This is a genomic window from Dolichospermum circinale AWQC131C (genome assembly GCF_000426905.1).
Taxonomy (GTDB): Bacteria; Cyanobacteriota; Cyanobacteriia; order Cyanobacteriales; family Nostocaceae; genus Dolichospermum; species Dolichospermum circinale.
This window is the reverse complement of sequence record NZ_KE384606.1, coordinates 17,494-40,106: the sequence shown is the minus strand read 5'-3', so window position 1 is coordinate 40,106 and position 22,613 is coordinate 17,494. Positions and strand designations below refer to the sequence as shown.

The following is a 22,613-nucleotide window of genomic DNA, read 5'->3' as shown; positions in this document are numbered from 1 at the left end:
CTTGAACTTGAGCAAAGTCAAAGTTAAAGCGGTGACAGTGTGAAGATTAGCCTTTAAATTGAGATATTGACAAATGATGATGAATGCAAATCAGGAGAAAGGATTGTGAAACTACATTGGTTAATACCCAGCACTTTTGGCACGGTCTTCATGCTATCTTCGCCTGCTTTGGCCGGAAAATTAGAATCTTGGCGGTTTGATCCTAATCAAAATCGGCTAGAATTTAATACATCTAGTGCTGTCCAACCCCAAGCCCAACTGATTTTTGACCCGACGCGCTTAGTAATTGACTTACCAGGTACGGAATTTGGTCGTCCGCAATTAATACAACAAATTGGTGGCCAAATTCGCGCTATCCGCATTGGACAATTTGACGCACAAACAACACGATTAGTTGTAGAACTAGCCCCTGGTTACACCTTCAACTCTAGCCTAATCAAATTTGTTCCCATAAATGGTAGCCGCTGGATAGTAGAATTACCGAATCCACAAGTTATATCTGGGCAAAATAGAGAACCATCAACACCTCCACCCTTAGATCGATCATCTCAAGGTACACCCTCTGACAACAGTATTTACAACGTAGTCACAAAAAACCCCATTACCTCGTCTAAACAGGTAACTCAAATTGAGAGATTACAAGTCACAGGCGATGGTTTTTTCGTAGGTGTAGCGGCAAACTCCCCGTGGTTGTCCGGTAATAACCAATTACAAGTCAATCCCAGTCTTGATAATCGCTTTGTTAATATTGATATTATTGGTGCGGTTTTATCGCCAAATATGGGACAGCGTGACCTATTGATTAACCGCTATGGTGTCCGGCGCGTCCAATTTAGCCAATTACCAAGTAGTCCGTCCGTTGTTCGCATGACTTTGCACTTAGATAACAGTAGTCGCAGTTGGCGAGCAATGACTAGTGGTAATAGCGGTTTTATCGTTATACCAGATCGTATCCCTAAGTTATCTAATAACTATCAATCCTCTACACCATCGCTTAGTGACTCCCTGGCGACGATTCAATCTGTAGAAATAGGTGCTGGTAAACAATTACTAATTCGAGCCGACCAAGCTATATCTGCTACTAGTAACTGGGATAGAAGCTCAGGTCTATTTCGGATTACTATTCCTAATGCTAAGTTAGCTAATCAGGTCGAAAGTCCTACTTTTAATCCCAATAGCCCTATTCTCAAAGTCCGTTTTCAATCCCAAGGGGCCAATACTGTAGTTGTTCTTGTTCAACCTGCTGCTGGTGTTAGTTTTGGCGTACTGAATCAAGTCCCCTCTAGTGTATTAGCACTACCATTACAAACTACTCTCCGCCCTGAACTTCCTGAGATTACACCTCCTGTTGCTCCTATAGATACCCCGGATTTGCTCACGGAGTCATCCCCAACAGTGAAAACACCTGTTGAAGAGCCACCTCTACCAGTCCCGAAAGGGAAGATTTTAGTAGTGATTGATCCAGGACATGGTGGTAAAGATTCTGGTGCTCCTGGACTGGGTGGGTTACTAGAAAAGGATGTTGTTTTACCTATTAGCACAAAATTGGCTAGAATCTTAGAGCAAAATGGTGTGCAGGTGGTACTGACTAGAGATGCTGACTTTTTTGTGGAACTTCAAGGACGGGTAGATATAGCCAAGCGTGTCAATGCTACTGTGTTCGTTAGTATTCACGCTAATTCCGTGGACAATCGCCCTGATGTCAATGGCTTAGAAGTCTACTATTATGACAGTGGTTATGGTTTGGCAGAAACTGTTCGTCAAACTATTCTCCAAAATATCAGTAGCCTGAATAATCGCGGAACTCGTAAGGCTAGGTTTTATGTGCTGAGAAAAAATTCTATGCCTGCTATTTTGGTGGAAACAGGTTATATGACTGGTCGGGAAGATAATCCCCGTTTAGGATCATCAGACTATCAATCTCGCATGGCTGAGGGCATAGCCCGTGGTGTTCTCAATTATTTAAAAAGACGTTAATATATTGTTTTCTCTTGACCACTAAGTAGGTGAACGGAAAAAACCGACGTAAGTAACGAAAAGTAAAGTTGCCCAAAACCTGTTCCCTATTCCCTGTTCCCTATTCCCTTGTCATAACGACAATTTTTCACGCCAACCTACTTATCTCAATTTTTGCTGTGTATTCTTTTTCTATTTTTGATAGGCGTTTTCATGGTTTTTCTTCTCAAGTGCCTCAACGCGCTCCTATTGGGGTGTTTGATAGCGGTGTCGGCGGCTTAACTGTACTGCGACAACTGTATCAGCAGCTTCCCAATGAATCAATTATTTATGTGGGGGATACCGCTCGTCTTCCTTATGGTATTCGTTCTCAAGGGGAAATTCTGCAATTTGTCCGGGAAATCCTCTGTTGGATGCGGCTGCAAGGAGTTAAAATGGCAATTATGGCTTGTAATACCAGTTCGGCTCTGGCTTTAGATATTGTCCGCCAAGAATTTGATTTCCCTATCTTAGGTGTGATTTTACCAGGTGCTATGGCTGCTGTTGAACAAGGTCAGCGTATTGGTGTGATTGCTACGCCAGCAACGGCTCAAAGCAATGCCTATCGTCAAGCTATTTTAGAAATTAAATCTGATGTCCAAGTCTGGCAAGTCAGTTGTCCAGAGTTTGTGCCTCTAATTGAGCAAAATCGCATCCATGACCCTTATACTGCTCAAATAGCCAAGACTTATCTAGAACCCTTACTCCGCCAAGAAATAGATACTTTAGTTTATGGTTGTACCCATTATCCTCATTTATCACCAGTTTTGCGATCGCTCCTCCCCACCCAGGTCAAATTAATTGACCCAGCAGTTCATGTGGTCGTCGCTTGCTCCCAAGAGCTAGATATATTAGGTATTAAAAATACTTACCCACCTATGCCTACCCGCTTTGCTGTCAGTGGTTGTCCCCAACAATTTACTCAGTCTGGTTTGCAGTGGTTGGGCTATACTCCGATGGTGGAACAGGTATGTTTTGCGGATGCTGTTGTCTCTTAAAGACAGGATTGATCAATTCACAGGGTCAGGATAGGGAAAGGAAAATAAATGTCCTCTGTTCTTTCCCAGCCCTGTGTTAGTTTCTTTCATTGACTATTCACCACTTCGGTGACGTTGGCAGTTACTGTTCTCTGCCGCTTGTAATTATCTCGGCCAATATTAGGATTAAATGAATCCCTTTGATGAACGTCTTTTTTGCCTGTGCGCTTTGCCAAAGCTAACAATAGGTATACACTGAATAAGTATCCAGCAGCTAGAATAAATATCATCATAGGCATATTTTCGTAAATCATTGTTCCACCATCTTTGATTGCTAAGGAATATAAAATTGCATAGGAAAGTAGCAAAACTTCAGTCAACAAGTGCGTTCTTGATGCCTGTAGTTAGCTATACCAAAATTCCCAGGAGAAAACTTAAGTTTCTCTGGACAATCCATTTATTTTCTTTAAAATCAACTTTCCCAGGCTATACATCTGAATAGCAGCAAAATTGCTAAGTAGCAATTCTTAACTGCACTCATTAGCAGTTTACCTAGCCTGTGTTATTGATCTCACACCAATTTTAATAGATATACGCCGTTACTCAACGTGGGCTGAATACGTTGAGTTAGTTCCATGATTGGAAAAGCATAATTCAACTCAAAAGGTATGCTTGTCGCAGAGAGTTTAAATGGGAATAATTGCCATTTACTCTTGGGCGACGAGTTATTTTAGACTCACAACGCTATTACGTAAAATCATCATAAAATGGTTTTACTGAGGAAGTGAATAATCTGAAAAATTTAATATCTTCAGATTCTAGCCTAACACAACTACCTTGAATTTGAAGCTAACTTCTAGACTAAATTTTAAATTTTTTTACTGTTGACAGATAGCTTAGATTGATTTATACTAAGTGTAATTTTATTAACATTACATCTTGGATGATTGCGGTCTTGTTCCTGGAGTTAGCAAATATTAAGCATTTTTAAATAGTTGTTTATCTTAACATATTTTAGATCTGAGACAGAAATAACTTAATAGATATTAAAAATCAGATGACTGGAGGAAAACTTTGCGGTGACACTGGGTTATCTTAAAATTAAAGAATATGTAAACTTTCGTAACCTAAGCCAGAGTCCGCCTATCCATGACCCCAGCCACCTCCCTGTTTACCCCTGTGGAAGCAGACCTGCAAATACTAGCAGATAACCTTAAACAGCTAGTTGGAAATCGCCACCCCATTCTTTATGCCGCAGCCGAACATTTATTCGGTGCTGGGGGTAAGCGTATCAGACCCGCCATAGTGCTGCTGATATCGCGGGCGACTATGTTAAATACAGATATCACAGCGCGTCACAGACGATTGGCAGAGATTACAGAAATGATTCACACAGCTAGTTTGGTACATGATGATGTAGTAGACGAGTCCAATGTCCGGCGTGGTGTACCGACCGTACATAGTTTGTTTGGTAATCGCATTGCCGTGCTGGCCGGGGATTTTCTTTTTGCTCAATCCTCCTGGTATTTAGCGAACCTGAACAATTTGGACGTTGTCAAACTACTTTCAGAAGTGATTATGGATTTAGCGGCTGGAGAAATCCAACAAGGGCTAAATCGTTTTGATGCTAGTCTTTCTACAGAAACTTACCTGCAAAAGAGCTATTACAAAACAGCGTCATTAATTGCCAACAGTTCTAAAGCTGCTGGACTAATTAGTGAAACGTCCCTAGAAACTGCCGAACACTTGTACAGTTATGGTCGCCATCTAGGTCTTTCCTTCCAGATAGTAGATGATATTCTTGATTTCACCAGTTCAACAGACACCCTGGGTAAACCAGCCGGTTCTGATCTCAAAAGTGGCAACCTGACAGCGCCAGCTTTATATGCCTTGGAGGAAAAACCCGACTTAGAGGCCTTAATTGCCAGGGAGTTTGCCCAGAGTGGGGATTTAGAGCAGGCATTGGCGCTAATTCATGACAGTCGGGGAATTGAGCGAGCTAGAGAATTAGCTGCTCACCACGCCAAATTAGCCAATGAGCATATCAGCACTTTAGAGCCATCAGAATCACGCCAAGCCCTAATAGATTTAACTGACTACGTACTTAGTCGGCTCTACTAAAAAATCGCAGGAGATATCAGATTTGCGGATGTTGGGTGTTAGATCTCCATTACTCCAAGTTCAGTTCCCATCTTTTTTGACTTTTTCAGGTATTTAGGCAATATTGGGAGGAACTTTTCTTGGGGGTCTAAATTTTTGTAATTGTTGCCCAATCAGGGTTTCCAGTTCAGAGCGCTGCACTTCGACCGTACGGGTAATAATTCCTGGTGTTTCCAGGAAAACTATGCTGTGTAATGGTTTGAGGGCTACTAATTGGAATAAAAGGTGGGTAACATACATGGAGGCTGGCATCACTTGAGGGTCACGCCCAGCATCCGAGATCAGAGAAACATCCTGTATGGTAGGGAAAGCGTAAATAACTTGCTTTTCTATTCCTGGATTTACGCGATTGCTCAAGGTAGTTAAAACCCAATCCTGCTGAGAATTTTTGAGAATAAAGTATTGGTAGTGTTTTAACCTTTGAGCAATAGCAATTAATACAGGAGCGATTGATACCATAAGTTGTGGTGTCATACCATCCTGGGGTGCATTGTTTATCAGCAATTGAATTTGTGCTTCTAAATCCATCATGAATTGTTAATGACTTTTGGGTAATGGCTAAAACATGAGAGAGAAAGACCCCAGAAAATTGAGATTTACGAGTTCAGTATTTTTTGGTGGCCACACCCTCAATGTAAATTAGTTTGGGTTCAAGAAAAAAACTATGAAGCTAATATCCAAAGTCTAACAAGTCGTGTCCAAAATATGTTAGGGTCGTTTTGAGAACTGGGACTATGAATTCAGCCGCAATCGCAACTACTCAGGGGAAAATTTCTATCCGTGTGGAGGTCATCTTTCAATTCCTATTTAGGGAACTTCAACAGTCAACTCGGGCTTCCAAGCAAAATTGTCATGATGTATCCGTGAGAATTACCAATGAAGTCCTGCGGGTTTGTAATGAAAGTAAACGCATTCAAACTTCGGGGTCTGTAGAAAGTTCAGCCATGAGCCTAGCTAAACATCGCTTACAACAGTGTATCCGATACTGTCAGTTAGGTTCAAGTCGTGGCCGGGTAGAACTACACAGCATATTGAGTGCTATTGTTTACCGTTATATTAATCCCCCTCACAAGCAATTGAGCTATCAAGGGCGGTTGACTATCATTGAAGACTTTCTCCAAAGTTTTTATTTGGAGTCTTTAAATGCCTTTAGAAGAGAGAACCAATTAGATCCAACCTATCGCCCCCAGACTCTATTGGAATTGGGAGAATACATGGCATTTACCGAGAGATATGGTAAACGTCGGATTCCTCTACCTGGAAGACAGCAACAATTAATTATTCTCCGGGCGCAAACTTTCTCAAAACAGCAACCTCCAGAAACAAGTGTAGATATAGAACAGGCTTCTGAAGGTGGTAGCGGTGAGTCTGATAGTTCTTGGGAAGAGCCGGCTATCCACCAATTACGGTTGGCTATGGCTTCCCAGACCGAACCGGAGGAGGATACCTTGCGGTCCGTTGTGATTACAGAATTGATCAACTACTTGCAGGAAAAAGAACAATCTGACTGTGTTGATTACTTTACTCTTCGTCTTCAGGATTTATCAGCACCAGAAATTGAGTCAATTTTGGGTTTAACATCTCGGCAGCGTGATTACTTACAGCAACGGTTTAAATATCATTTAATTCGGTTTGCTCTTTTACATCGCTGGGAATTGGTACATGAGTGGTTAGAAGTTTCTTTACCCACTAATTTAGGTTTAACTCCGATTCAATGGGAAACTTATTTAGCCCAGTTAGATGATAAACAAAGGTCTATCTTAGATTTGAAGCAGCAAGGAAAAGCTGATGAGCAAATATCTAAAACTGTAGGCTTGTCCATGGCACAATTACATAAACGTTGGTTTAAGATATTAGAACAAGCTTGGGAAATTCGTAACTCCTTAGTTTCCGGATCTAGTGCATCTACCCATGAATGGTGACTTGTGAATCCTCACAAAATGACAACTGCCTTAGGCATTGAAAAATCGTATCAATACCTACGGGTATAGCTTGTGAGAATGTGAGTAAACTGATGGGGTAGTCATTTATTCAAGATAGTAGCCTTTTAAGGGTGAACTTAGCTTGACAAGAAAAGCCCCAGACCTTTCAATTGGGAGAAATTCCTACTGTGCAAGAACGTTTTCAAGCTATTCTTAAGCGTCGTTTACAAGACCAAATAGCAAAAAATCCGCCGTTGTTCCCCTGGGAAACACAATTAGAAGAATATCCTGACTGTGTAGAAGAACAATCACTAGGATTAGTTCCCGTTTGGGGGTGGACTCTCCACCAGTCTCAACTAAATCTGCCTATTCCCTTGCCTGATCAAGTTTTCTGGCAATTGTTAGTAAAATGTCAACCTTTATTGACATCTTCCATACCTCTGGGAGCTAAATTAGTTCAGGTGGTAGAAAGTATGTTTCCCATGGATACCCAGTCAATTAATGATTTGGCGGCGTTAGTCCTGAGAAGCTCTTATCGTTCGGCAGATACCTTGACAGCGCCCAATATTGAGAGCGATTATTTTGATTTACTACCACGTCAGCAAATGGCGTTGTCGTTAATGGCTGCCAAACAACTGCTGGAAAATTTAACTTTGCCGATTTCATTGACTCAACCTTTGGTAGAAAGACAATGGCTCACTGCTGTGGGGACTCTGAATATTCGAGTAGAATTGCGTAATTCAGGTAAATTTACGAGTTTAACGGTTCACGGTAAATTACCAATATCGGGTATTTTGCAACTTGAGAGTAATAATAGTCAAGAATTTGTCAAATCTGAGGCTGGTGAAATGCCAGTCATAGAGTTGCAAATTGATAGAAGTCAGCGAACCTATACTTTAGCAGTGGAGTTACCAGAATTAGACCACCTGCCTTTATTCTTGGCTATTCAGGTGAAAATATGACTAAATCACCATATCTAAAAATCAGATAGGAGGGTTTTTAGCCAAATCTTGCGTAAGTCCTCAGTCTCAGGCTAGGATCAGGAGCAATTGCAGACAAGATAATAGTTTTTGTATCTGGTATTATGTCCGCAGTGTCTACATCATAGCTTTACTGACTCGAAAATGTTTAATTTATCTAAGATGAATGGCTTTTGGCGTTTACCTGTAGGTAATAACTGGCAACAAAAGAGAGGAAAATCACCAGTTAAAGAAGTGGAAGATTCAATTCCTTTACGGTTGCTAGTGTTGGTATTGGTTACATTGGGGATTGTAGCTACTGATATTGCGGGTGAAACTCAATTTAGTCTGTGGACAATACCACTGACTATGGTGGGGACATGGTGGAGTTACTACCGTCGTGGTCGTTCTAATATTCCGGTGCAGTTTTGTATTGCGATAGGAATGTTATTGGCTTTGGGGGCTTTTTTTGGCCGGTTTGCTGGTAATTGGAATGATACCCGGCTGAGTTTGGCGGAATTATTGATTCAATTGCAAGTGCTACACAGCTTTGATACACCTCGACGCAAAGATTTAGGGTATTCTATTGTAATTGGGTTGATATTGGTAGGTGTGGCGGCAACATTGAGCCAAACTATGGCCTTCGCGCCTGTGTTACTATTATTTTTGGCTGTTGCTTTGCCAACTTTGACCCTAGATTACCGTTCCCGTCTGGGTTTGAAGCAATCCAATGCCGAAAAATCCCCAAAAAAGAATTATCCTAGTTTTAATTTTAAATTTCTAATTTTAAATTTTTTGTTGATTGTGGCTTTAGGTCTGGGGATTTTTGCTATTTTACCCAGGTTTCCTGGTTATCAACTGCGATCTTTTCCTGTGAGTGCGCCGATTAAAGCCCCAGAAAATTTTACAGGACGTAGTATTATTAATCCGGGTTATGTGCGTGAAGGTAAGGGTAATAGTAATGGTAATGATAGTGGTGGAGAGTCGGGAAATGCCGGCGAACCCGGGAAAATAGACGATAATTTTTATTACGGTTTCAATAGTGAGATGAACCAAAACCTGCGGGGAGAAATGAAACCCAAGGTAGTGATGCGTGTGCGATCGCAAGCGGAAGGGTTTTGGCGTGTCCTAGCTTTTGACAATTATACAGGTAAAGGCTGGAAGATTTCCCGCAATGATCAAGTTACCACCCTCAGACAATCACCTTGGTCTTACCGTATTTCTATTGACTCCCCACCCTTTATTAATATGACAAAGGAGGTAGTACAAACTTATAATTTGGTATCGGAATTGCCTAATCTAATTCCGGCGATGTCTTACCCGAAAGATTTATACTTTCCTACGCCGATGATAGCAGTTGATCAAGAAAATGGTTTACGTGCGCCAGTAGAGTTATCAGTAGGGCTAACATATACTGTAGTTTCAGATGTTCCCTACCGCGATCGCTCTTTGCTAGGTAAAGCCTCGACTAAATATCCAGCCAATATTCAAAAGTATTATCTGCAAGTTCCCCCAGAAATTGCCGATAAGGTGCGAAAACGGACTGAGGAAATACTGGCTAGTTATGATCAACAAAGGGTTTCCCGTTCTCCAGGTACTAAAAACCTCAATTCAGCTTACGAAAAAGCTCTCTATTTGGCTCAGTATCTCAAGCAAAATTACGCCCTGCCCACAAATCCCTTAGAATTGCCTTATTTGGGTGAAAAGGATGATTTAGTGGCAACCTTTTTATTCAAAAATAAAGGTGGTTATCCCGACCATTTTTCTACTGTATTAACGGTAATGCTACGTTCAATTGGCATTCCAGCGCGGTTAGTAGCGGGATTTGCTGCGGGTGAGTTTAATCCCTTTACAGGTATGTATGTTGTCCGTAATACAGATGCTTACGCGATGACGGAAGTTTATTTTCCTAAGTATGGCTGGTTTAGCTTTGATCCAATTCCGGGACATCCCTTGATTCCTCCTTCCGTAGAAGCAGATCAGACTTTTAGTGTTCTGCGTCAATTTTGGAATTGGGTGGCTGGTTGGCTACCTTCACCAATTACAGCTATTTTAAATACTGTGTTTGGGACGATATTTAGGTTGTTATTCCAGGGGATAGTCTGGTTTTTGGCTTTATTTACGAAAGGTTGGTTAGGGGTATTAACTGGTTTAATTGTGGTGACAATTGCGGCTTTCTTTGGTTGGTTAGGTTGGGGACAATGGCGTAACTGGCTAAATATCCGTTGGTTAAATAAATTACCGCCCATGGAAAGACTTTATCAACAAATGCTGCAATGGAGCGCTAATAAGGGTTTTCGTAAGCATCCTAGTCAAACACCTCTAGAATACGCCCAGGTTTCATACCAATACCACTCTTTAGAAGTAGCTAAAGTGATAGATGAAATCTGTCATGCTTATGTAAGTTGGCGCTATGGTGATTATAATCCTAACTGGCAGCAACTACAACAAAGATGGCAGGCATTGAAAAAAGTTGAGAGAAATCGCGTTTCTTGATCATTGGTGGCGATAAATGCCGATACAAAAAAGCTATAAGCTGAAACATGGTCTGATTAAAAGCTTGTGTTTAATTTTTAACCGCCTTACATCCCCACCCTGTAGAGGGATGGGGTATTACGGCGTTTTCTGATAAATTAAAAATATAAAAATATATTGCATAATATACTGCATAAGGATCAGATATGGCCATCTCACTGGCTAAAAATTCAGCTTCTTAGTAATTTAGCTATTATTGTTGAGTATTGACTGACCAGAACTAAAGTAGGGTGCAAACTACATGGGACAAGGTTTTTTACAAATTGGTTTAACGCTATGTATTATAGTATTTATTACGCCAAAACTGGGAAAATACATAGCCAGTGTTTTCTTGGGAGAAAGGACAATCCTTGATCCTGTTATGAAGCCCCTAGAGGCAATAATTTATATTTTAGGGGGTGTGGGTAAAAAAAATGATATGACAGGTTGGCAATATATCCGCGCTTTACTATGGAGTAACTTAGTGATGGGTGCTATAGTTTATGCCATTCTCTATTATCAAAAACTTTTGCCTTGGAATCCCAATGAACTGGGGAGAATAAGATGGGATTTATTATTACATACCACAATTTCCTTCCTGACCAACACCGACCAACAACATTACGCACCGGAAAATACCTTTAGTTATTTTAGTCAAACATCGGCTTTAGGCTTTTTGATGTTTACTTCAGCGGCCAGTGGGTTGGTAGTGGGAATTGCTTTTATCCGGGGGTTAACGGGCAGAAAACTGGGGAATTTTTACGTTGATTTTACCCAGGCTATCACTAGAATACTACTACCTTTATCAATAATTGGGGCGATCGCTCTCATGATCACAGGTGTACCCCAAACCTTAGCTGGAACCCTGGGGGTAGAAACCTTAGAAGGAAGAATTCAGTATATAGCTAGAGGTCCAGTAGCCTCCTGGGAGATTATCAAAATGTTAGGGGAAAATGGCGGCGGTTTTTTTGCAGCTAATTCCGCTCACCCTTTTGAAAATCCCAATGGTGCTTCTAATTTAATAGAAATTATCGCTATGCTGGCCATTCCCACATCTTTAATTTATACCTATGGAGTATTTGCCAACAACCTGAAACAAAGTTGGTTATTATATTGGATGGTGTTTATAATTTTTGTTGTTCTTATTGGCGTTACAGCCACAGGAGAATTACAAGGAAACCCACTGATTAACAACGCTTTGAGATTAGAATTACCAAATTTAGAAGGTAAAGAAGTCAGATTTGATTGGGCGCAGAGCGCATTATGGGCAGTTACAACCACTGCTACCATGTCCGGTGCTGTGAATGCAATGCACGATTCTCTTATGCCCAATGGGACATTTTCTAGCTTATTCGGCCTATTTTTACAAATAATTTGGGGTGGACAGGGAATAGGAACTGCTTATCTCTTCATTTATCTAATTCTCACAGTTTTTCTGACTGGTTTAATGGTAGGGCGTACCCCAGAAATTTTTGGGCGCAAAATTGAAAAACGGGAAATTGTTCTTGCTAGTGTGGTGCTATTAATTCACCCGATAATGGTTTTAATTCCTAGCGCTGTGGCTTTAGCTTATCCTATATCTCTATCGGGCATTAGTAACCCTGGTTTTCATGGTATTTCCCAAGTGGTTTATGAATACGCTTCAGCAGCAGCTAATAATGGTTCTGGTTTAGAGGGATTAAATGACGGTACATTATGGTGGAATTTAAGTACAACTGCCAGTATTTTCGCGGGACGTTATATACCAATTATTGCTCTACTACTATTAGCTGATAGTATGTCTGAAAAACAAGCAAGTCCAGAAAGTAAGGGAACTTTGAGAACGGATTCTTTGTTATTTACCAGTATTACTGCTGGTGTCACTTTGGTTTTAGGAATCTTGACATTTTTCCCTGTTTTGGCTTTGGGACCGATCGCTGAAGGGTTTAAACTCGCTGCTGGTAGTTAATATAGCTAAGATGCTGCTGGTAGTTAATCTAGCTAAGATATAGCCTTTCTCAGTCTAGTGAGGTACAGGGATAAGAAATTAAACGCAGATAAACGCAGATAAACGCAGATAAATCTGTACCTCTGTGGACTAGGAAATGCTATAAGAAGATGAAGATAATTTTCCCTCTTCGTTTTTTGTTTCTTCTTCCTGACTCGGTAACTTCTAAAAAATTACTTATATATGAACTCAAACGGAACTAATTCTCATTCTAAAGCCCCCCGTCCTCGTTATCGCCCCAAAAAACACAGAAAAGCACGGATAACGAACAAAGGACTTTATATTCGAGCCGTTAGGGATGCTTTTATGAAATTGCATCCTCGATATGCTATCAAAAATCCGGTGATGTTTTTGGTATGGGTAGGAACAATTATCACCTTTTCTGTGACGATTTATCCCCAATTATTTGGACCGATAAACCAAAAAAACCCCTATTTATTTAACGGGCTGTTGACGGGAATTTTGCTGTTTACGATTCTATTTAGTAACTTTGCTGAAGCTGTAGCGGAGGGAAGGGGGAAAGCCCAAGCTGATACTTTACGTTCAACGCAGTCAGCTACTAACGCCAAAAAGATTGGTGTTGACGGCACAATTATAGAAGTTCCGGCCACGAGTTTAAACCGGGGGGATACTATCCACGTCGTATCAGGTGATATCATTCCTGCGGACGGTGAAGTGATCATGGGTGTCGCGTCTGTGGATGAATCAGCGATTACTGGCGAATCTGCCCCGGTTCTTAAAGAATCAGGATCAGATGTTGCTAGTTCCGTTACAGGAGGTACACGCATTATATCCGATGAACTGATTATTCGTGTTACGGCTGAAGCTGGTAAAGGCTTTATTGACCGGATGATTGCTTTAGTAGAAGGAGCAGAGCGCAATAAAACGCCTAATGAAATTGCTTTAACAGTATTATTAGCGGTTCTGAGCTTGGTATTTCTATTTGTAGTGGCAACTCTTCCTGCCTTTGCTTACTATGTAAATAGTCCTGTTAGTGTACCGGTTCTCATTGCTCTGTTAGTAGCACTTATACCCACAACTATCGGCGGTTTACTGAGTACCATTGGTATTGCGGGTATGGATAGGGTAGCTCAATTTAACGTCATTGCTACCTCTGGAAGAGCCATAGAAGCCTGTGGAGATATAAGTACCCTAGTTCTTGACAAAACTGGGACAATCACCCTGGGAAACCGTTTAGCAGAGGAGTTTATTCCTATCAATGGCCACTCAGTTATAGAAATTGCTAATGTAGCTTTGGCAGCTAGTATCTTTGATGATACTCCAGAAGGTAAATCTATTGTTCGACTGGCAGAAAGGTTAGGTGCAAATTTTGATTTAGACCGTAAACAAGCCCAGGGAATAGAATTTTCGGCCAAAACTCGCATGAGTGGTACTAATTTACCTGGTGGTAGGGAAGTAAGAAAAGGTTCGGTAGAAGCTATTAAAGGCTTTATCCTATCGCGTCATGGACGGAATAATCCAGAATTAGATGTTGCTTATGAGCAAGTTTCTCGTCAAGGTGGTACACCCTTAGCAGTTTGTCTTGATCATGAAATTTACGGTGTTATCTATCTCAAAGATATTGTTAAACCCGGTATCCGTGAACGATTTGACCAACTCCGACGTATGGGGGTACGAACAATCATGCTCACGGGAGATAATCGTATTACTGCTTCTGTAATTGCTCAAGAAGCGGGAGTAGACGAATTTATCGCTGAAGCTACCCCAGAAGATAAAATTACTGTGATTCAACGGGAACAGGCTGAGGGTAAAATAGTAGCGATGACGGGAGATGGAACTAATGACGCTCCCGCTTTAGCACAGGCTAATGTAGGTGTGGCCATGAATACGGGAACACAAGCCGCCAAAGAAGCCGCCAATATGGTAGATTTAGATTCTGATCCTACCAAGTTAATTGATATTGTTAGTATTGGTAAGCAGTTGTTAATTACCCGTGGAGCATTGACAACGTTTTCTATTGCAAATGATATTGCTAAATATTTTGCGATTATTCCCGTACTTTTCACTGCTGCTAAGTTAGAAAGTCTGAATATTATGAGGTTAACTAGTGTTAATTCGGCTATTCTGTCCGCATTAATTTACAATGCTTTAATTATTCCGGCTTTGATTCCCCTAGCATTAAAAGGTATTCAATTTCGACCTTTGACAGCTAATCAACTTTTGCAACGAAATATTTTAATTTATGGCTTAGGTGGGGTAATTGCGCCATTTATTGCGATTAAATTAATAGATATGATGATTACATTTGTCGGTTTAGCTTAATTTAAATTAAATTATTAAATTAAGCGGTTAATTATTCTTGAGATATCACTATTGTATAATCCAGTTTAATCAAGGATAATTGTAGGTTGGGTAGAGCGACAGCGAAACCCAACACATTCATGAAGTTGTTGGGTTTTGTTCCTCAACCCAACCTACACAATTTAACAGAATTGTTGTATAATCTGCATTTCTTGAACCTGATCTGATCAAACTGATAAAATTTATGAGATTATCCAGATTTAAATCCCAATTACCCATCATTATTTTTCTGGTGATGTGTTTAAATTTATTGATTGCTCCAGTGGTTTATGCTAATAGTGGTGGTACGTTAGATAAAGTTTCTGCTTGGGCAATTGGTATTTTAGGTTTTACGACTTTAATGTTAGTAGTTTATTTGTTTATAGTCATTTTTCAGCCAGAACGCTTTTAATAATTTACCAATTAAAACAAGTTTAAATAAAATTAAAGATGAAATTATGTCTATTTTTAGAGAAATTTTCAGAGCGGTCAGAATTACTGTGGTAGTTTGGTTATTAACGGCAATTATATATCCCCTGTTTATATTGCTAGTAGGCCAGTCAATTTTTCCGTTTTCAGCTAATGGTAGTATCATATCAAATGTCAATGCTCAACCCATTGGTTCAACTTTAATTGGTCAAGGATTTACGTCAGACCGTTATTTTCATGGTCGTCCTAGTGCTGTTAGATATAGCCAAGGTCAAAAAGCTGAACCTACTGGTATTTCTGGAGGTAGCAATTTTGCTCCTACTAATCCTCAACTCCAGGAACGCATTCTCAAACAAGCGGAAGAATTGCAAAATGAAAATAAACAAGCTGTGGCTGATTTGATTTATACATCAGCCTCTGGTTTAGATCCCCATATTTCTTTGAAAGCAGCACGAGAACAAATAGCAAGAGTAGCACAGGCACGGGGGATAAAGGAAGATGAGATCATCCCGTTAATTACCAGATATATTGATGGCAGATTTTTGGGAATTTTCGGTGAACCTGGGGTAAATATTTTACGTTTAAATTATGCCCTGGATTTACAAGAGATCAATCGTGAACAAAATTAGTTGTTGGTCGGTTGTCAATTAGTCATTTTTTTTTGACATGGGTAATGGGGATGAATTACACTACTATTGATATCCATAAAAGTATTTGAGTCAATGCACCCGACTCGTGTTATCGGTTTAATGAGTGGTACATCTGTAGATGGTATAGATACCGCTTTAGTGGAAATTTCTGGCAGGGATTTGGATCTGAAGGTGGAGTTGATAGCGGGGGAAACATATCCCTATCCCCCGCAACTCAGAGAACAAATTCTAGAACTTGGCGCTGGCGCTGCTGTATCAATGGCAGAATTAGCTACCATAGATGATGCTATCTCCCGGACTTTTGCTGAAGCTGCCCAATTTATCCAAGTTGGTCATCAAGCAGCTACTCTGATCGGTTCTCATGGTCAAACTGTTTACCATCGTCCCCGTCAAGAAGCAGGGGAACTGGGTTATAGTTTGCAACTGGGACGGGGATCATTAATTGCCCATTTAACTGGTATTACTACTGTCAGTAATTTCCGAACTGCTGATATTGCAGTTAGTGGCCATGGTGCGCCCCTTGTTCCTAGAGTTGATGCCTATTTACTGGGTGATGCACAGGAGGAACGTTGTATACAAAATATTGGTGGTATTGGTAATGTAACTTACCTACCAGCGGTCAGTGATAATTGGTTGTCGCAAATTCGCGGTTGGGATACAGGTCCAGGTAATAGTCTATTGGATTTGGCTGTACAACATTTTACCAATGGGGCTAAAACCTATGATGAAAATGGTGATTGGGCAGCTAGTGGTACACCATGTTATCCATTGGTAGAAAAATGGCTCAGTCATAAGTATTTTCACTTACCACCTCCTAAATCTACTGGACGTGAGTTATTTGGTGTTGCTTATTTACATCAATGTTTAGAAGATGCTCAAGGCTACCAGTTCAGTACATGGCCTGCGGATTTTTTGGCAACCATTACAGAACTGACGGCGGTTTCTATTGTTCACAATTATGACACTTTTCTACCAAGAAGGCCACATCAGGTGTTATTATGTGGTGGTGGTAGTCGTAATATTTACTTAAAACGGCGGTTAGAGTTGTTACTGGGGAAAGTTCCAGTTTCTACTACGGATAAGCTTGGTATGAGCTCGTCCTTTAAGGAGGCGATCGCTTTTGCAGTTTTGGCATACTGGCGCAGTATCGGTATTCCTGGTAACTTACCTTCTGTGACCGGAGCATCTCAGGAGGTGCTGTTAGGGGAAATTCACGGTAATTATCGCTAATTATCCCTAAATTAAGGCTATATCCCCGGATTTTTCTCTAGGCCATGCTAGAACCTGAGTCTAGACCCCACTGTTGTTTAAGCAGTTCTTGATAAGTTGCTTCACGCACCATCATTTGCCTATACAGCTTAACTAAAAAGTCTTGAGCTTGTTCATGGCTCATCTGTTGGACTTGTGTAGCAAAGGAGCAAATGCTAAATTGCTGTTCCAAGGACAGTTCAATTGGTTGATTCATAATGAACTCCAAAACAAACAACGTATAAAAACGACATTGACAACAGAATTGAAGAGTTAGGAGTCAGTAGTAAAAAGTAAAACTAGCTTTTGCTTTTTACTTAGGTTCTGTACTGCTTTTGTCTGCAATTTGCTATGTCACATAAACACCGGCAGAAGTGATTTCTAGATTTTGGTTAACATTTGTTTCTCTATATTAAGAAATATAACAAATGTTTGACAGTTTGCCCATCTTTTGAAATTTATTTCTCATCAGAGGTAACTAATTGGGTTTTCATCTGGATGCTGTAGACAGTTGACATGATATTTGCTGTTTATTTAGACATAATACCCGATGGAATATGTCAGTTGGGGTAATGAGAAAAATTTAAACTCCTATGATATTTGGAGGGTAGAAATATTTTTAGCAAGTTCTTGAGGGGAAAAATGCTCAAATTGAACAAAATATTCAGTATATTTACTTTTTGTAGTGAGAGGGGAGGGAATAGACAAGAGAAAATAGGCAAGATACTCTTAACTACTGACTCCTGACTACTATCACCGAATAATTAAAAAATCAGGTTTCTACAGAGACGAGAACGACGGTGATGTTGTCGCGTCCACCTTCTTCTTTTGCGGCTGCTACGAGAGATGCGGCTGCTATTTCTAAGGAAGGTGTGCCTTGAAGGTAACTGGCAATTTTATCGTCTACAAGTTCTTCAGTGAGTCCATCACTACATAATAGTAAGCGATCGCCCTGTTTTAAATCCAGTGGTTGGACTGAAATCTGCTTCAGGTCTTCCCTACCCAAACAATTGGATAAAACGTGACGATAGGGATGAACCCTAGCCTCATCAGGAGTAATATCGCCTATTTTCAGTGCCTTGGCAATCCAGGTATGGTCTTCTGTAATTTGTTGTAATTGTGATTCCCGCAGACGATAAAGACGGGAATCACCAACATGACCGCATACAGGAGATTCTCCGGGACGAATCACAACTACTACCGCTGTTGTTCCCATATCAGCGCGTTCAGGATGATTTTGCTGATCTGTGATTATAGCTTGATTTGCGGTAGATAGAGCTTGTTCTAATAGTTGTGATGCTGATTCAGGGGATTGCCAATTTTGCTCCAAGTATGAACGAATTTCCTGAGTAGCGATACGACTAGCCTCTTCTCCTCCCGCATGACCACCCATACCGTCAGCGACGATAAAGAATCGCCCTGCGGGGTCAATATAGAGGCAATCTTGATTATAAGCACGAATAAGCCCCGGATCTGATAAACCGGTAGAGTCAAGTTTCATAGATTTTTCGTAAGCGACTAATTAATACATTCGATCATAACGGTCGAGACGCAAAAGCAACCGAATCAGCATGAATGAAACTGATGCTGCAATTAAACCAATCAGACTTGCTAACCATACATAATGGCTAACGAGGAGAATTGTAGCAGCAATTGTAAAACCACTGATAATTAGAGCATAGCTGATTGCCAGTTGAATATTGCTCTGTCGCCGTATCAGGCGTTCTGTTTCTACGGAGCGAACTCGGAGCCGGATATCCCCACGTTCTATTTTATCTAGAGTATCTTCTAATCTCCGTGGTAATCCTAAAGCAGTGCTGCTAACTTGGACTGCTTGACGACTTAATTCATTCAAGAAGCTATTCCCCTCAGAACTACTGTTATCTGTCATAAGCTGCATTGCATAAGGCTGGGCAACTTCCATAAAATTAAATTCTGGATCTAGACCTTTACCGACTCCTTCCAGGGTGGAAAAGGCACGCATGACAAAGGTGAAGGTTGCTGGAAATCTAAATGGTTGATCATAGGCCAGTTCGTACAGATCTTCACTGATAGCTGCCACGGATTGGTTTTCAAAAGGCTTATCCATGAAGTTATCCAGCATATACTGGACAGAACGACGGACAGGTCCCATGTCCTCAGCTGGGGCGAGCGCTCCTAAATCAACTAGGGATTTTACCACGCGCGAGCCATCTTTTTGGGCGATGCCAAATAAAGTTTCCATTAGTCCTTCTCGGACATTGGATTTAATTGTACCCATCATGCCGAAGTCATAGAAAATCAAAGCCCCGTCGGGACTAACTGCCAGATTCCCAGGGTGGGGGTCAGCGTGAAAGAAGCCATTATTTAGAAGTTGATGTAAGTAAGCTTGTGCGCCGTAACGAGCGATCGCTTTTCTGTCTACACCCGCAGCTTCCAAGGCCTCATATTGACTAACTTTAATTCCAGGTAAATACTCTAAAGTAATTACCCTAGACGTAGCATAACGCCAATATACTCTTGGTACTTTTACCCAATTATAAATGCGGAAATTCCGGCGAAAAGTATCGGCATTGCGACCTTCATTCAGATAATCAATTTCTTCCCAAAGAATGCGACAACATTCCTCATATATACCCATCCAATCTCTACCCCGTCCCCATTTGGGGTGGTTTTGAAAGTAACGGGCAATACCTTTAAGAATGTCTAAATCAATTTCAAATAGCTTCTTAAGTCCAGGTCTTTGCACCTTGACAACAACGGACTCACCAGTGTACAGAGTAGCCTTGTGAACTTGACCTAAACTAGCAGCAGCCAGAGGAACGGGTTCAAAATCTTGGAAAAGTGAGGAAATTGGTTTACCCAACTCCTGTTCAATAATTCCTTCCACCTGTTCATAACTAAATGCCGGAACTTTGTCTTGTAACTTAGATAACTCCTCCACATATTCAGTCGAGAAAATATCAGCACGAGTAGAAAACAACTGTCCCACCTTAATAAAAGTCGGACCCAAATCCAAGAATGTAGTTCTAATCCAGATTGCTTGGGCTTTGCGTCTAGCTGCTTGCTTGGCTTCCGTCATACCACCGGGGTAACTCCAGGGCTTGCTATAGCGCCAAATTTTGAACATCAAGGTCAAGACAAAAGACCAAATATCCACAAAGCGGCGTTTGCTAGAGTATTCTTCCCGATTCCAACGGTATGCTTTGCCTGAGTAACCTTGTTCCATATTTTTCTTATACCGTCGGCTTGAGAGGGAGCAGGAGAAGCTGGGAGGGTAAGGGGCTGGGCGGGGCATCTGGGGGAGAATTTTCCCATTACCCATTACCCATTACCCATTACCCATTACCTATTTTGCAGCATGGCGATGCTTCTGCAATTCACTTCTTAATAGGGCGATTTCCGCCCTTAATTCGTCAATTTCGGCCTGTAAATCCAAAGAATCTGCACCAGATGAACTATTTGTCGTTTTTCCAGTGGCAGAGGATTCTGCAGCCCGATTAGCTCGTGCCATCACTTCTTCTGTAAACTGGCGTAGCTGCTCTTTAGCTTCAGCATCAAATTTGCCCAGTTCACTCAAAGCATCAGTCAAGGCGACTTCTACACGCTCATTAATCACTTCGGCTACTGCTCTGCCTACGAAAAAGGCTTGCACAAGGGTATTACTCATAAATTTTTGTAAAGTTGCTCCGCAAAAAGATTATAACCTGCCTGGATGCTGTAATGTTTCCATTTGCAACTTTGCTGAGTTAGCGGAATACAACTACCGTCAAATATCCATAAAATCGGGATGACAGGATTCGAACCTGCGGCATCCTGCTCCCAAAGCAGGCGCGCTACCAAGCTGCGCTACATCCCGTAAATCTATCAAGACCAATTTTTACATAACTTAAATTATGTTTTTTTGGTTCTTCTTACCTATCATATCACAAAAAAGAATAAATGCAAACCCAATAATCTATAAAAAATCAGACTATGGAAAACATCCTGGGAGAAATCAGGCACAAACCAGAATTTTCCCGGAATTTTCACTTAAATTACCCCCATTATTCCCCAATGCCTCATCCCCCATGACCAAATTACTGAGGATACCAAAACATTCCTTTGATACCTTCAGGGTCTGGCATAAAGCCCATAGTTTTATAGAAATCTACAACATGGGCATCAGCAAAAAGAGTCACGTTACTAATTTCTTCGCTCCTCAGTTTTTTCAGGACATATTTCATTAATGCCTTACCTAGTCCTCTACTTTGAAAATCAGGATGAACCACTACATCCCAAATGGTGGCATTAAAAGCATGGTCTGAGGTAGCACGGGCAAAACCAATCAAACGCTTTTTGTTCCCTCGTACTTGCCACATGGAGGCCACAAGAAAACTATGCTCAATGGACAAGCTTAAATTTATATCCTGCCCATTAATATTCAATTCAATGAAACCAGGATCACAGGTAATTTAACTGATAGACTGTAGAATTTAGATATAGATAATTTTGAATTATTTTTTTCCTGTTTGTATTTAGTTGTATTTATTCGCACCCAAATTCATGGGTACGATATTTAACTATGGCAACAATAGAGATCTTAGGTGTTCCACATACTTATGAGCTAACCGCTCCTACATCATGTCCTCATACTTTAGTATTTATCCATGGTTGGCTCAATAGCCGTGTATACTGGCAACCTGTAATTTCTCGTCTATCACTAGATTTACAGTGTTTATCTTACGATTTACGAGGATTTGGTGAATCACAGTCCCAGGTAATATCAGATTCAGATATAGACCTAAATTCTATAGGCTCTAGCATGATTACTTCTTCCTTAGATTCTGTATATTCCCCATTCGCTTATGCTCAAGATTTAGCCGTTCTTCTCAAACACTTGAATATTTCTAGTGCCTGGCTCATAGGTCATTCTTTGGGTGGTACTATTGCTCTATGGACAGCGGCTCAATTACATGATTGTATTCAAGGTGTAATTTGTATTAATGCCGGTGGTGGAATTTATCTTAAAGAAGCATTTGAGCAATTCCGTGCCGCAGGACAGAAATTCTTACAAGTCCGTCCCCGTTGGCTTTCGCAAATGCCCTTAATTGATTTGCTATTTACTAAAGCTAGTGTATTGCGTCCTTTAGAACGTTATTGGGCGCGTCAACGATTAGTTGATTTTATTGTAGCTGATCCAGAGGCTGCTTTGGGAACTCTTTTTGCGTCTACTACGGAACAAGAAATTAACTATTTACCCCAGTTAGTATCAAAATTAAAGCAGCCAGTATATTTTTTAGCGGGTGCTGACGATAAGGTAATGGAACCGAAATATGTCCGTCATTTGGCCAGTTTTCATTGGCTTTTCCAATATGTTGGTGATAATGTGATTGAAATTCCTGATTGTGGGCATTTAGCCATGTTAGAGCAACCAGAAGCCGTAGCCGAACATATTCGGTCAGTAGTTATTGGTCATTAGTCGCTTAATTAGGTTGGCGTTAAAAATTGTT

The 22,613-nt window shown here is 40.8% G+C and carries 18 protein-coding genes, 1 tRNA gene and 1 pseudogene; 12 read left to right on the top strand and 8 right to left on the bottom strand.

Translation table 11 applies throughout. The annotated features are described in order from the left end of the window. The first annotated feature begins 105 nt into the window (after nt 1–105). Nucleotides 106–1,977, top strand: coding sequence for an N-acetylmuramoyl-L-alanine amidase (locus ACIR131C_RS0109395; protein WP_028089989.1), 1,872 nt, complete (start codon nt 106–108; stop codon nt 1,975–1,977). Between the two features lie 158 nt (nt 1,978–2,135). Further along, a complete protein-coding gene (gene murI / locus ACIR131C_RS0109390; RefSeq protein ID WP_028089988.1) occupies nt 2,136–2,993 on the top strand; it encodes a glutamate racemase in 858 nt (285 codons plus the stop codon). A gap of 86 nt (nt 2,994–3,079) precedes the next feature. Here the strand turns inward: murI and ACIR131C_RS0109385 are convergent, their stop codons facing one another. Next, nucleotides 3,080–3,286 (bottom strand): hypothetical protein, encoded by a 207-nt coding sequence (locus ACIR131C_RS0109385; RefSeq protein ID WP_028089987.1) that lies wholly within the window; start codon nt 3,284–3,286, stop codon nt 3,080–3,082. Between the two features lie 835 nt (nt 3,287–4,121). Between ACIR131C_RS0109385 and sds the strand changes: the two genes are divergently transcribed. Beyond that, nucleotides 4,122–5,093, top strand: a complete 972-nt coding sequence (sds, locus tag ACIR131C_RS0109380) for a solanesyl diphosphate synthase (protein ID WP_028083499.1) — start codon at nt 4,122–4,124, stop codon at nt 5,091–5,093. 93 nt (nt 5,094–5,186) lie between these two features. On the opposite strand, the gene ACIR131C_RS0109375 is transcribed toward sds, so the two are convergent. Beyond that, entirely contained in the window at nt 5,187–5,660 is a 474-nt protein-coding gene (locus ACIR131C_RS0109375) for a hypothetical protein (RefSeq protein ID WP_028089986.1), read from the bottom strand. Between the two features lie 206 nt (nt 5,661–5,866). Between ACIR131C_RS0109375 and hetZ the strand changes: the two genes are divergently transcribed. The 8 genes from hetZ (at nt 5,867) to ACIR131C_RS0109335 (ending at nt 17,124) form a co-directional block, all read left to right on the top strand. Continuing rightward, on the top strand, nt 5,867–7,054 hold the full coding sequence (hetZ, locus tag ACIR131C_RS0109370) for a heterocyst differentiation protein HetZ (protein WP_028083497.1): 1,188 nt from the start codon (nt 5,867–5,869) through the stop codon (nt 7,052–7,054). A gap of 188 nt (nt 7,055–7,242) precedes the next feature. Then, nucleotides 7,243–8,016, top strand: coding sequence for a PatU (locus ACIR131C_RS0109365; RefSeq protein WP_334310840.1), 774 nt, complete (start codon nt 7,243–7,245; stop codon nt 8,014–8,016). A 162-nt stretch (nt 8,017–8,178) separates the two neighbouring features. Beyond that, the gene (locus ACIR131C_RS0109360; protein WP_028089984.1) at nt 8,179–10,509 is read left to right on the top strand and encodes a transglutaminase TgpA family protein; all 2,331 of its coding nucleotides are present in this window, start codon (nt 8,179–8,181) and stop codon (nt 10,507–10,509) included. A 280-nt stretch (nt 10,510–10,789) separates the two neighbouring features. Next, nucleotides 10,790–12,475, top strand: a complete 1,686-nt coding sequence (gene kdpA / locus ACIR131C_RS0109355) for a potassium-transporting ATPase subunit KdpA (protein WP_028089983.1) — start codon at nt 10,790–10,792, stop codon at nt 12,473–12,475. Between the two features lie 222 nt (nt 12,476–12,697). Then, nucleotides 12,698–14,797: a potassium-transporting ATPase subunit KdpB gene (gene kdpB, locus ACIR131C_RS0109350; RefSeq protein ID WP_028089982.1), complete on the top strand. Its 2,100-nt coding sequence runs from the start codon at nt 12,698–12,700 to the stop codon at nt 14,795–14,797. A 223-nt stretch (nt 14,798–15,020) separates the two neighbouring features. Continuing rightward, the gene (locus tag ACIR131C_RS0109345) at nt 15,021–15,227 is read left to right on the top strand and encodes a potassium-transporting ATPase subunit F (RefSeq protein WP_028089981.1); all 207 of its coding nucleotides are present in this window, start codon (nt 15,021–15,023) and stop codon (nt 15,225–15,227) included. 46 nt (nt 15,228–15,273) lie between these two features. After that, on the top strand, nt 15,274–15,873 hold the full coding sequence (gene kdpC / locus ACIR131C_RS0109340) for a K(+)-transporting ATPase subunit C (protein ID WP_028089980.1): 600 nt from the start codon (nt 15,274–15,276) through the stop codon (nt 15,871–15,873). 93 nt (nt 15,874–15,966) lie between these two features. Further along, on the top strand, nt 15,967–17,124 hold the full coding sequence (locus tag ACIR131C_RS0109335; RefSeq protein ID WP_028089979.1) for an anhydro-N-acetylmuramic acid kinase: 1,158 nt from the start codon (nt 15,967–15,969) through the stop codon (nt 17,122–17,124). A gap of 37 nt (nt 17,125–17,161) precedes the next feature. Here the strand turns inward: ACIR131C_RS0109335 and ACIR131C_RS0109330 are convergent, their stop codons facing one another. The 6 genes and pseudogenes from ACIR131C_RS0109330 to ACIR131C_RS22325 all read right to left on the bottom strand — a co-directional run. After that, nucleotides 17,162–17,359, bottom strand: coding sequence for an NblA/ycf18 family protein (locus ACIR131C_RS0109330; RefSeq protein ID WP_028083489.1), 198 nt, complete (start codon nt 17,357–17,359; stop codon nt 17,162–17,164). A gap of 555 nt (nt 17,360–17,914) precedes the next feature. Next, nucleotides 17,915–18,643: a PP2C family protein-serine/threonine phosphatase gene (locus ACIR131C_RS0109325; protein WP_028089978.1), complete on the bottom strand. Its 729-nt coding sequence runs from the start codon at nt 18,641–18,643 to the stop codon at nt 17,915–17,917. Nucleotides 18,644–18,664: 21 nt separating this feature from the next. Next, a complete protein-coding gene (locus tag ACIR131C_RS0109320) occupies nt 18,665–20,350 on the bottom strand; it encodes an ABC1 kinase family protein (protein WP_028089977.1) in 1,686 nt (561 codons plus the stop codon). A gap of 120 nt (nt 20,351–20,470) precedes the next feature. Further along, on the bottom strand, nt 20,471–20,791 hold the full coding sequence (locus tag ACIR131C_RS0109315; RefSeq protein ID WP_028089976.1) for a DUF6825 family protein: 321 nt from the start codon (nt 20,789–20,791) through the stop codon (nt 20,471–20,473). A 115-nt stretch (nt 20,792–20,906) separates the two neighbouring features. Then, nucleotides 20,907–20,980 (bottom strand) — tRNA-Pro (locus ACIR131C_RS0109310). A gap of 220 nt (nt 20,981–21,200) precedes the next feature. Further along, a pseudogene (locus tag ACIR131C_RS22325) lies at nt 21,201–21,512 on the bottom strand (GNAT family N-acetyltransferase); the annotation flags it as partial. A gap of 173 nt (nt 21,513–21,685) precedes the next feature. Between ACIR131C_RS22325 and ACIR131C_RS0109300 the strand changes: the two are divergent. Further along, nucleotides 21,686–22,582: an alpha/beta fold hydrolase gene (locus ACIR131C_RS0109300; protein ID WP_028089975.1), complete on the top strand. Its 897-nt coding sequence runs from the start codon at nt 21,686–21,688 to the stop codon at nt 22,580–22,582. Nucleotides 22,583–22,613 lie beyond the last annotated feature (31 nt).

Bases quoted from the DNA above. Each gene is read 5' to 3' on its own strand.
- ACIR131C_RS0109385 (WP_028089987.1), bottom strand. From the start codon at position 3,286: ATGATTTACGAAAATATGCCTATGATGATATTTATTCTAGCTGCTGGA.
- sds (WP_028083499.1), top strand. From the start codon at position 4,122: ATGACCCCAGCCACCTCCCTGTTTACCCCTGTGGAAGCAGACCTGCAA.
- ACIR131C_RS0109375 (WP_028089986.1), bottom strand. From the start codon at position 5,660: ATGGATTTAGAAGCACAAATTCAATTGCTGATAAACAATGCACCCCAG.
- hetZ (WP_028083497.1), top strand. From the start codon at position 5,867: ATGAATTCAGCCGCAATCGCAACTACTCAGGGGAAAATTTCTATCCGT.
- ACIR131C_RS0109360 (WP_028089984.1), top strand. From the start codon at position 8,179: ATGTTTAATTTATCTAAGATGAATGGCTTTTGGCGTTTACCTGTAGGT.
- kdpA (WP_028089983.1), top strand. From the start codon at position 10,790: ATGGGACAAGGTTTTTTACAAATTGGTTTAACGCTATGTATTATAGTA.
- kdpB (WP_028089982.1), top strand. From the start codon at position 12,698: ATGAACTCAAACGGAACTAATTCTCATTCTAAAGCCCCCCGTCCTCGT.
- ACIR131C_RS0109345 (WP_028089981.1), top strand. From the start codon at position 15,021: ATGAGATTATCCAGATTTAAATCCCAATTACCCATCATTATTTTTCTG.
- kdpC (WP_028089980.1), top strand. From the start codon at position 15,274: ATGTCTATTTTTAGAGAAATTTTCAGAGCGGTCAGAATTACTGTGGTA.
- ACIR131C_RS0109335 (WP_028089979.1), top strand. From the start codon at position 15,967: ATGCACCCGACTCGTGTTATCGGTTTAATGAGTGGTACATCTGTAGAT.
- ACIR131C_RS0109330 (WP_028083489.1), bottom strand. From the start codon at position 17,359: ATGAATCAACCAATTGAACTGTCCTTGGAACAGCAATTTAGCATTTGC.
- ACIR131C_RS0109325 (WP_028089978.1), bottom strand. From the start codon at position 18,643: ATGAAACTTGACTCTACCGGTTTATCAGATCCGGGGCTTATTCGTGCT.
- ACIR131C_RS0109320 (WP_028089977.1), bottom strand. From the start codon at position 20,350: ATGGAACAAGGTTACTCAGGCAAAGCATACCGTTGGAATCGGGAAGAA.
- ACIR131C_RS0109315 (WP_028089976.1), bottom strand. From the start codon at position 20,791: ATGAGTAATACCCTTGTGCAAGCCTTTTTCGTAGGCAGAGCAGTAGCC.
- ACIR131C_RS0109300 (WP_028089975.1), top strand. From the start codon at position 21,686: ATGGCAACAATAGAGATCTTAGGTGTTCCACATACTTATGAGCTAACC.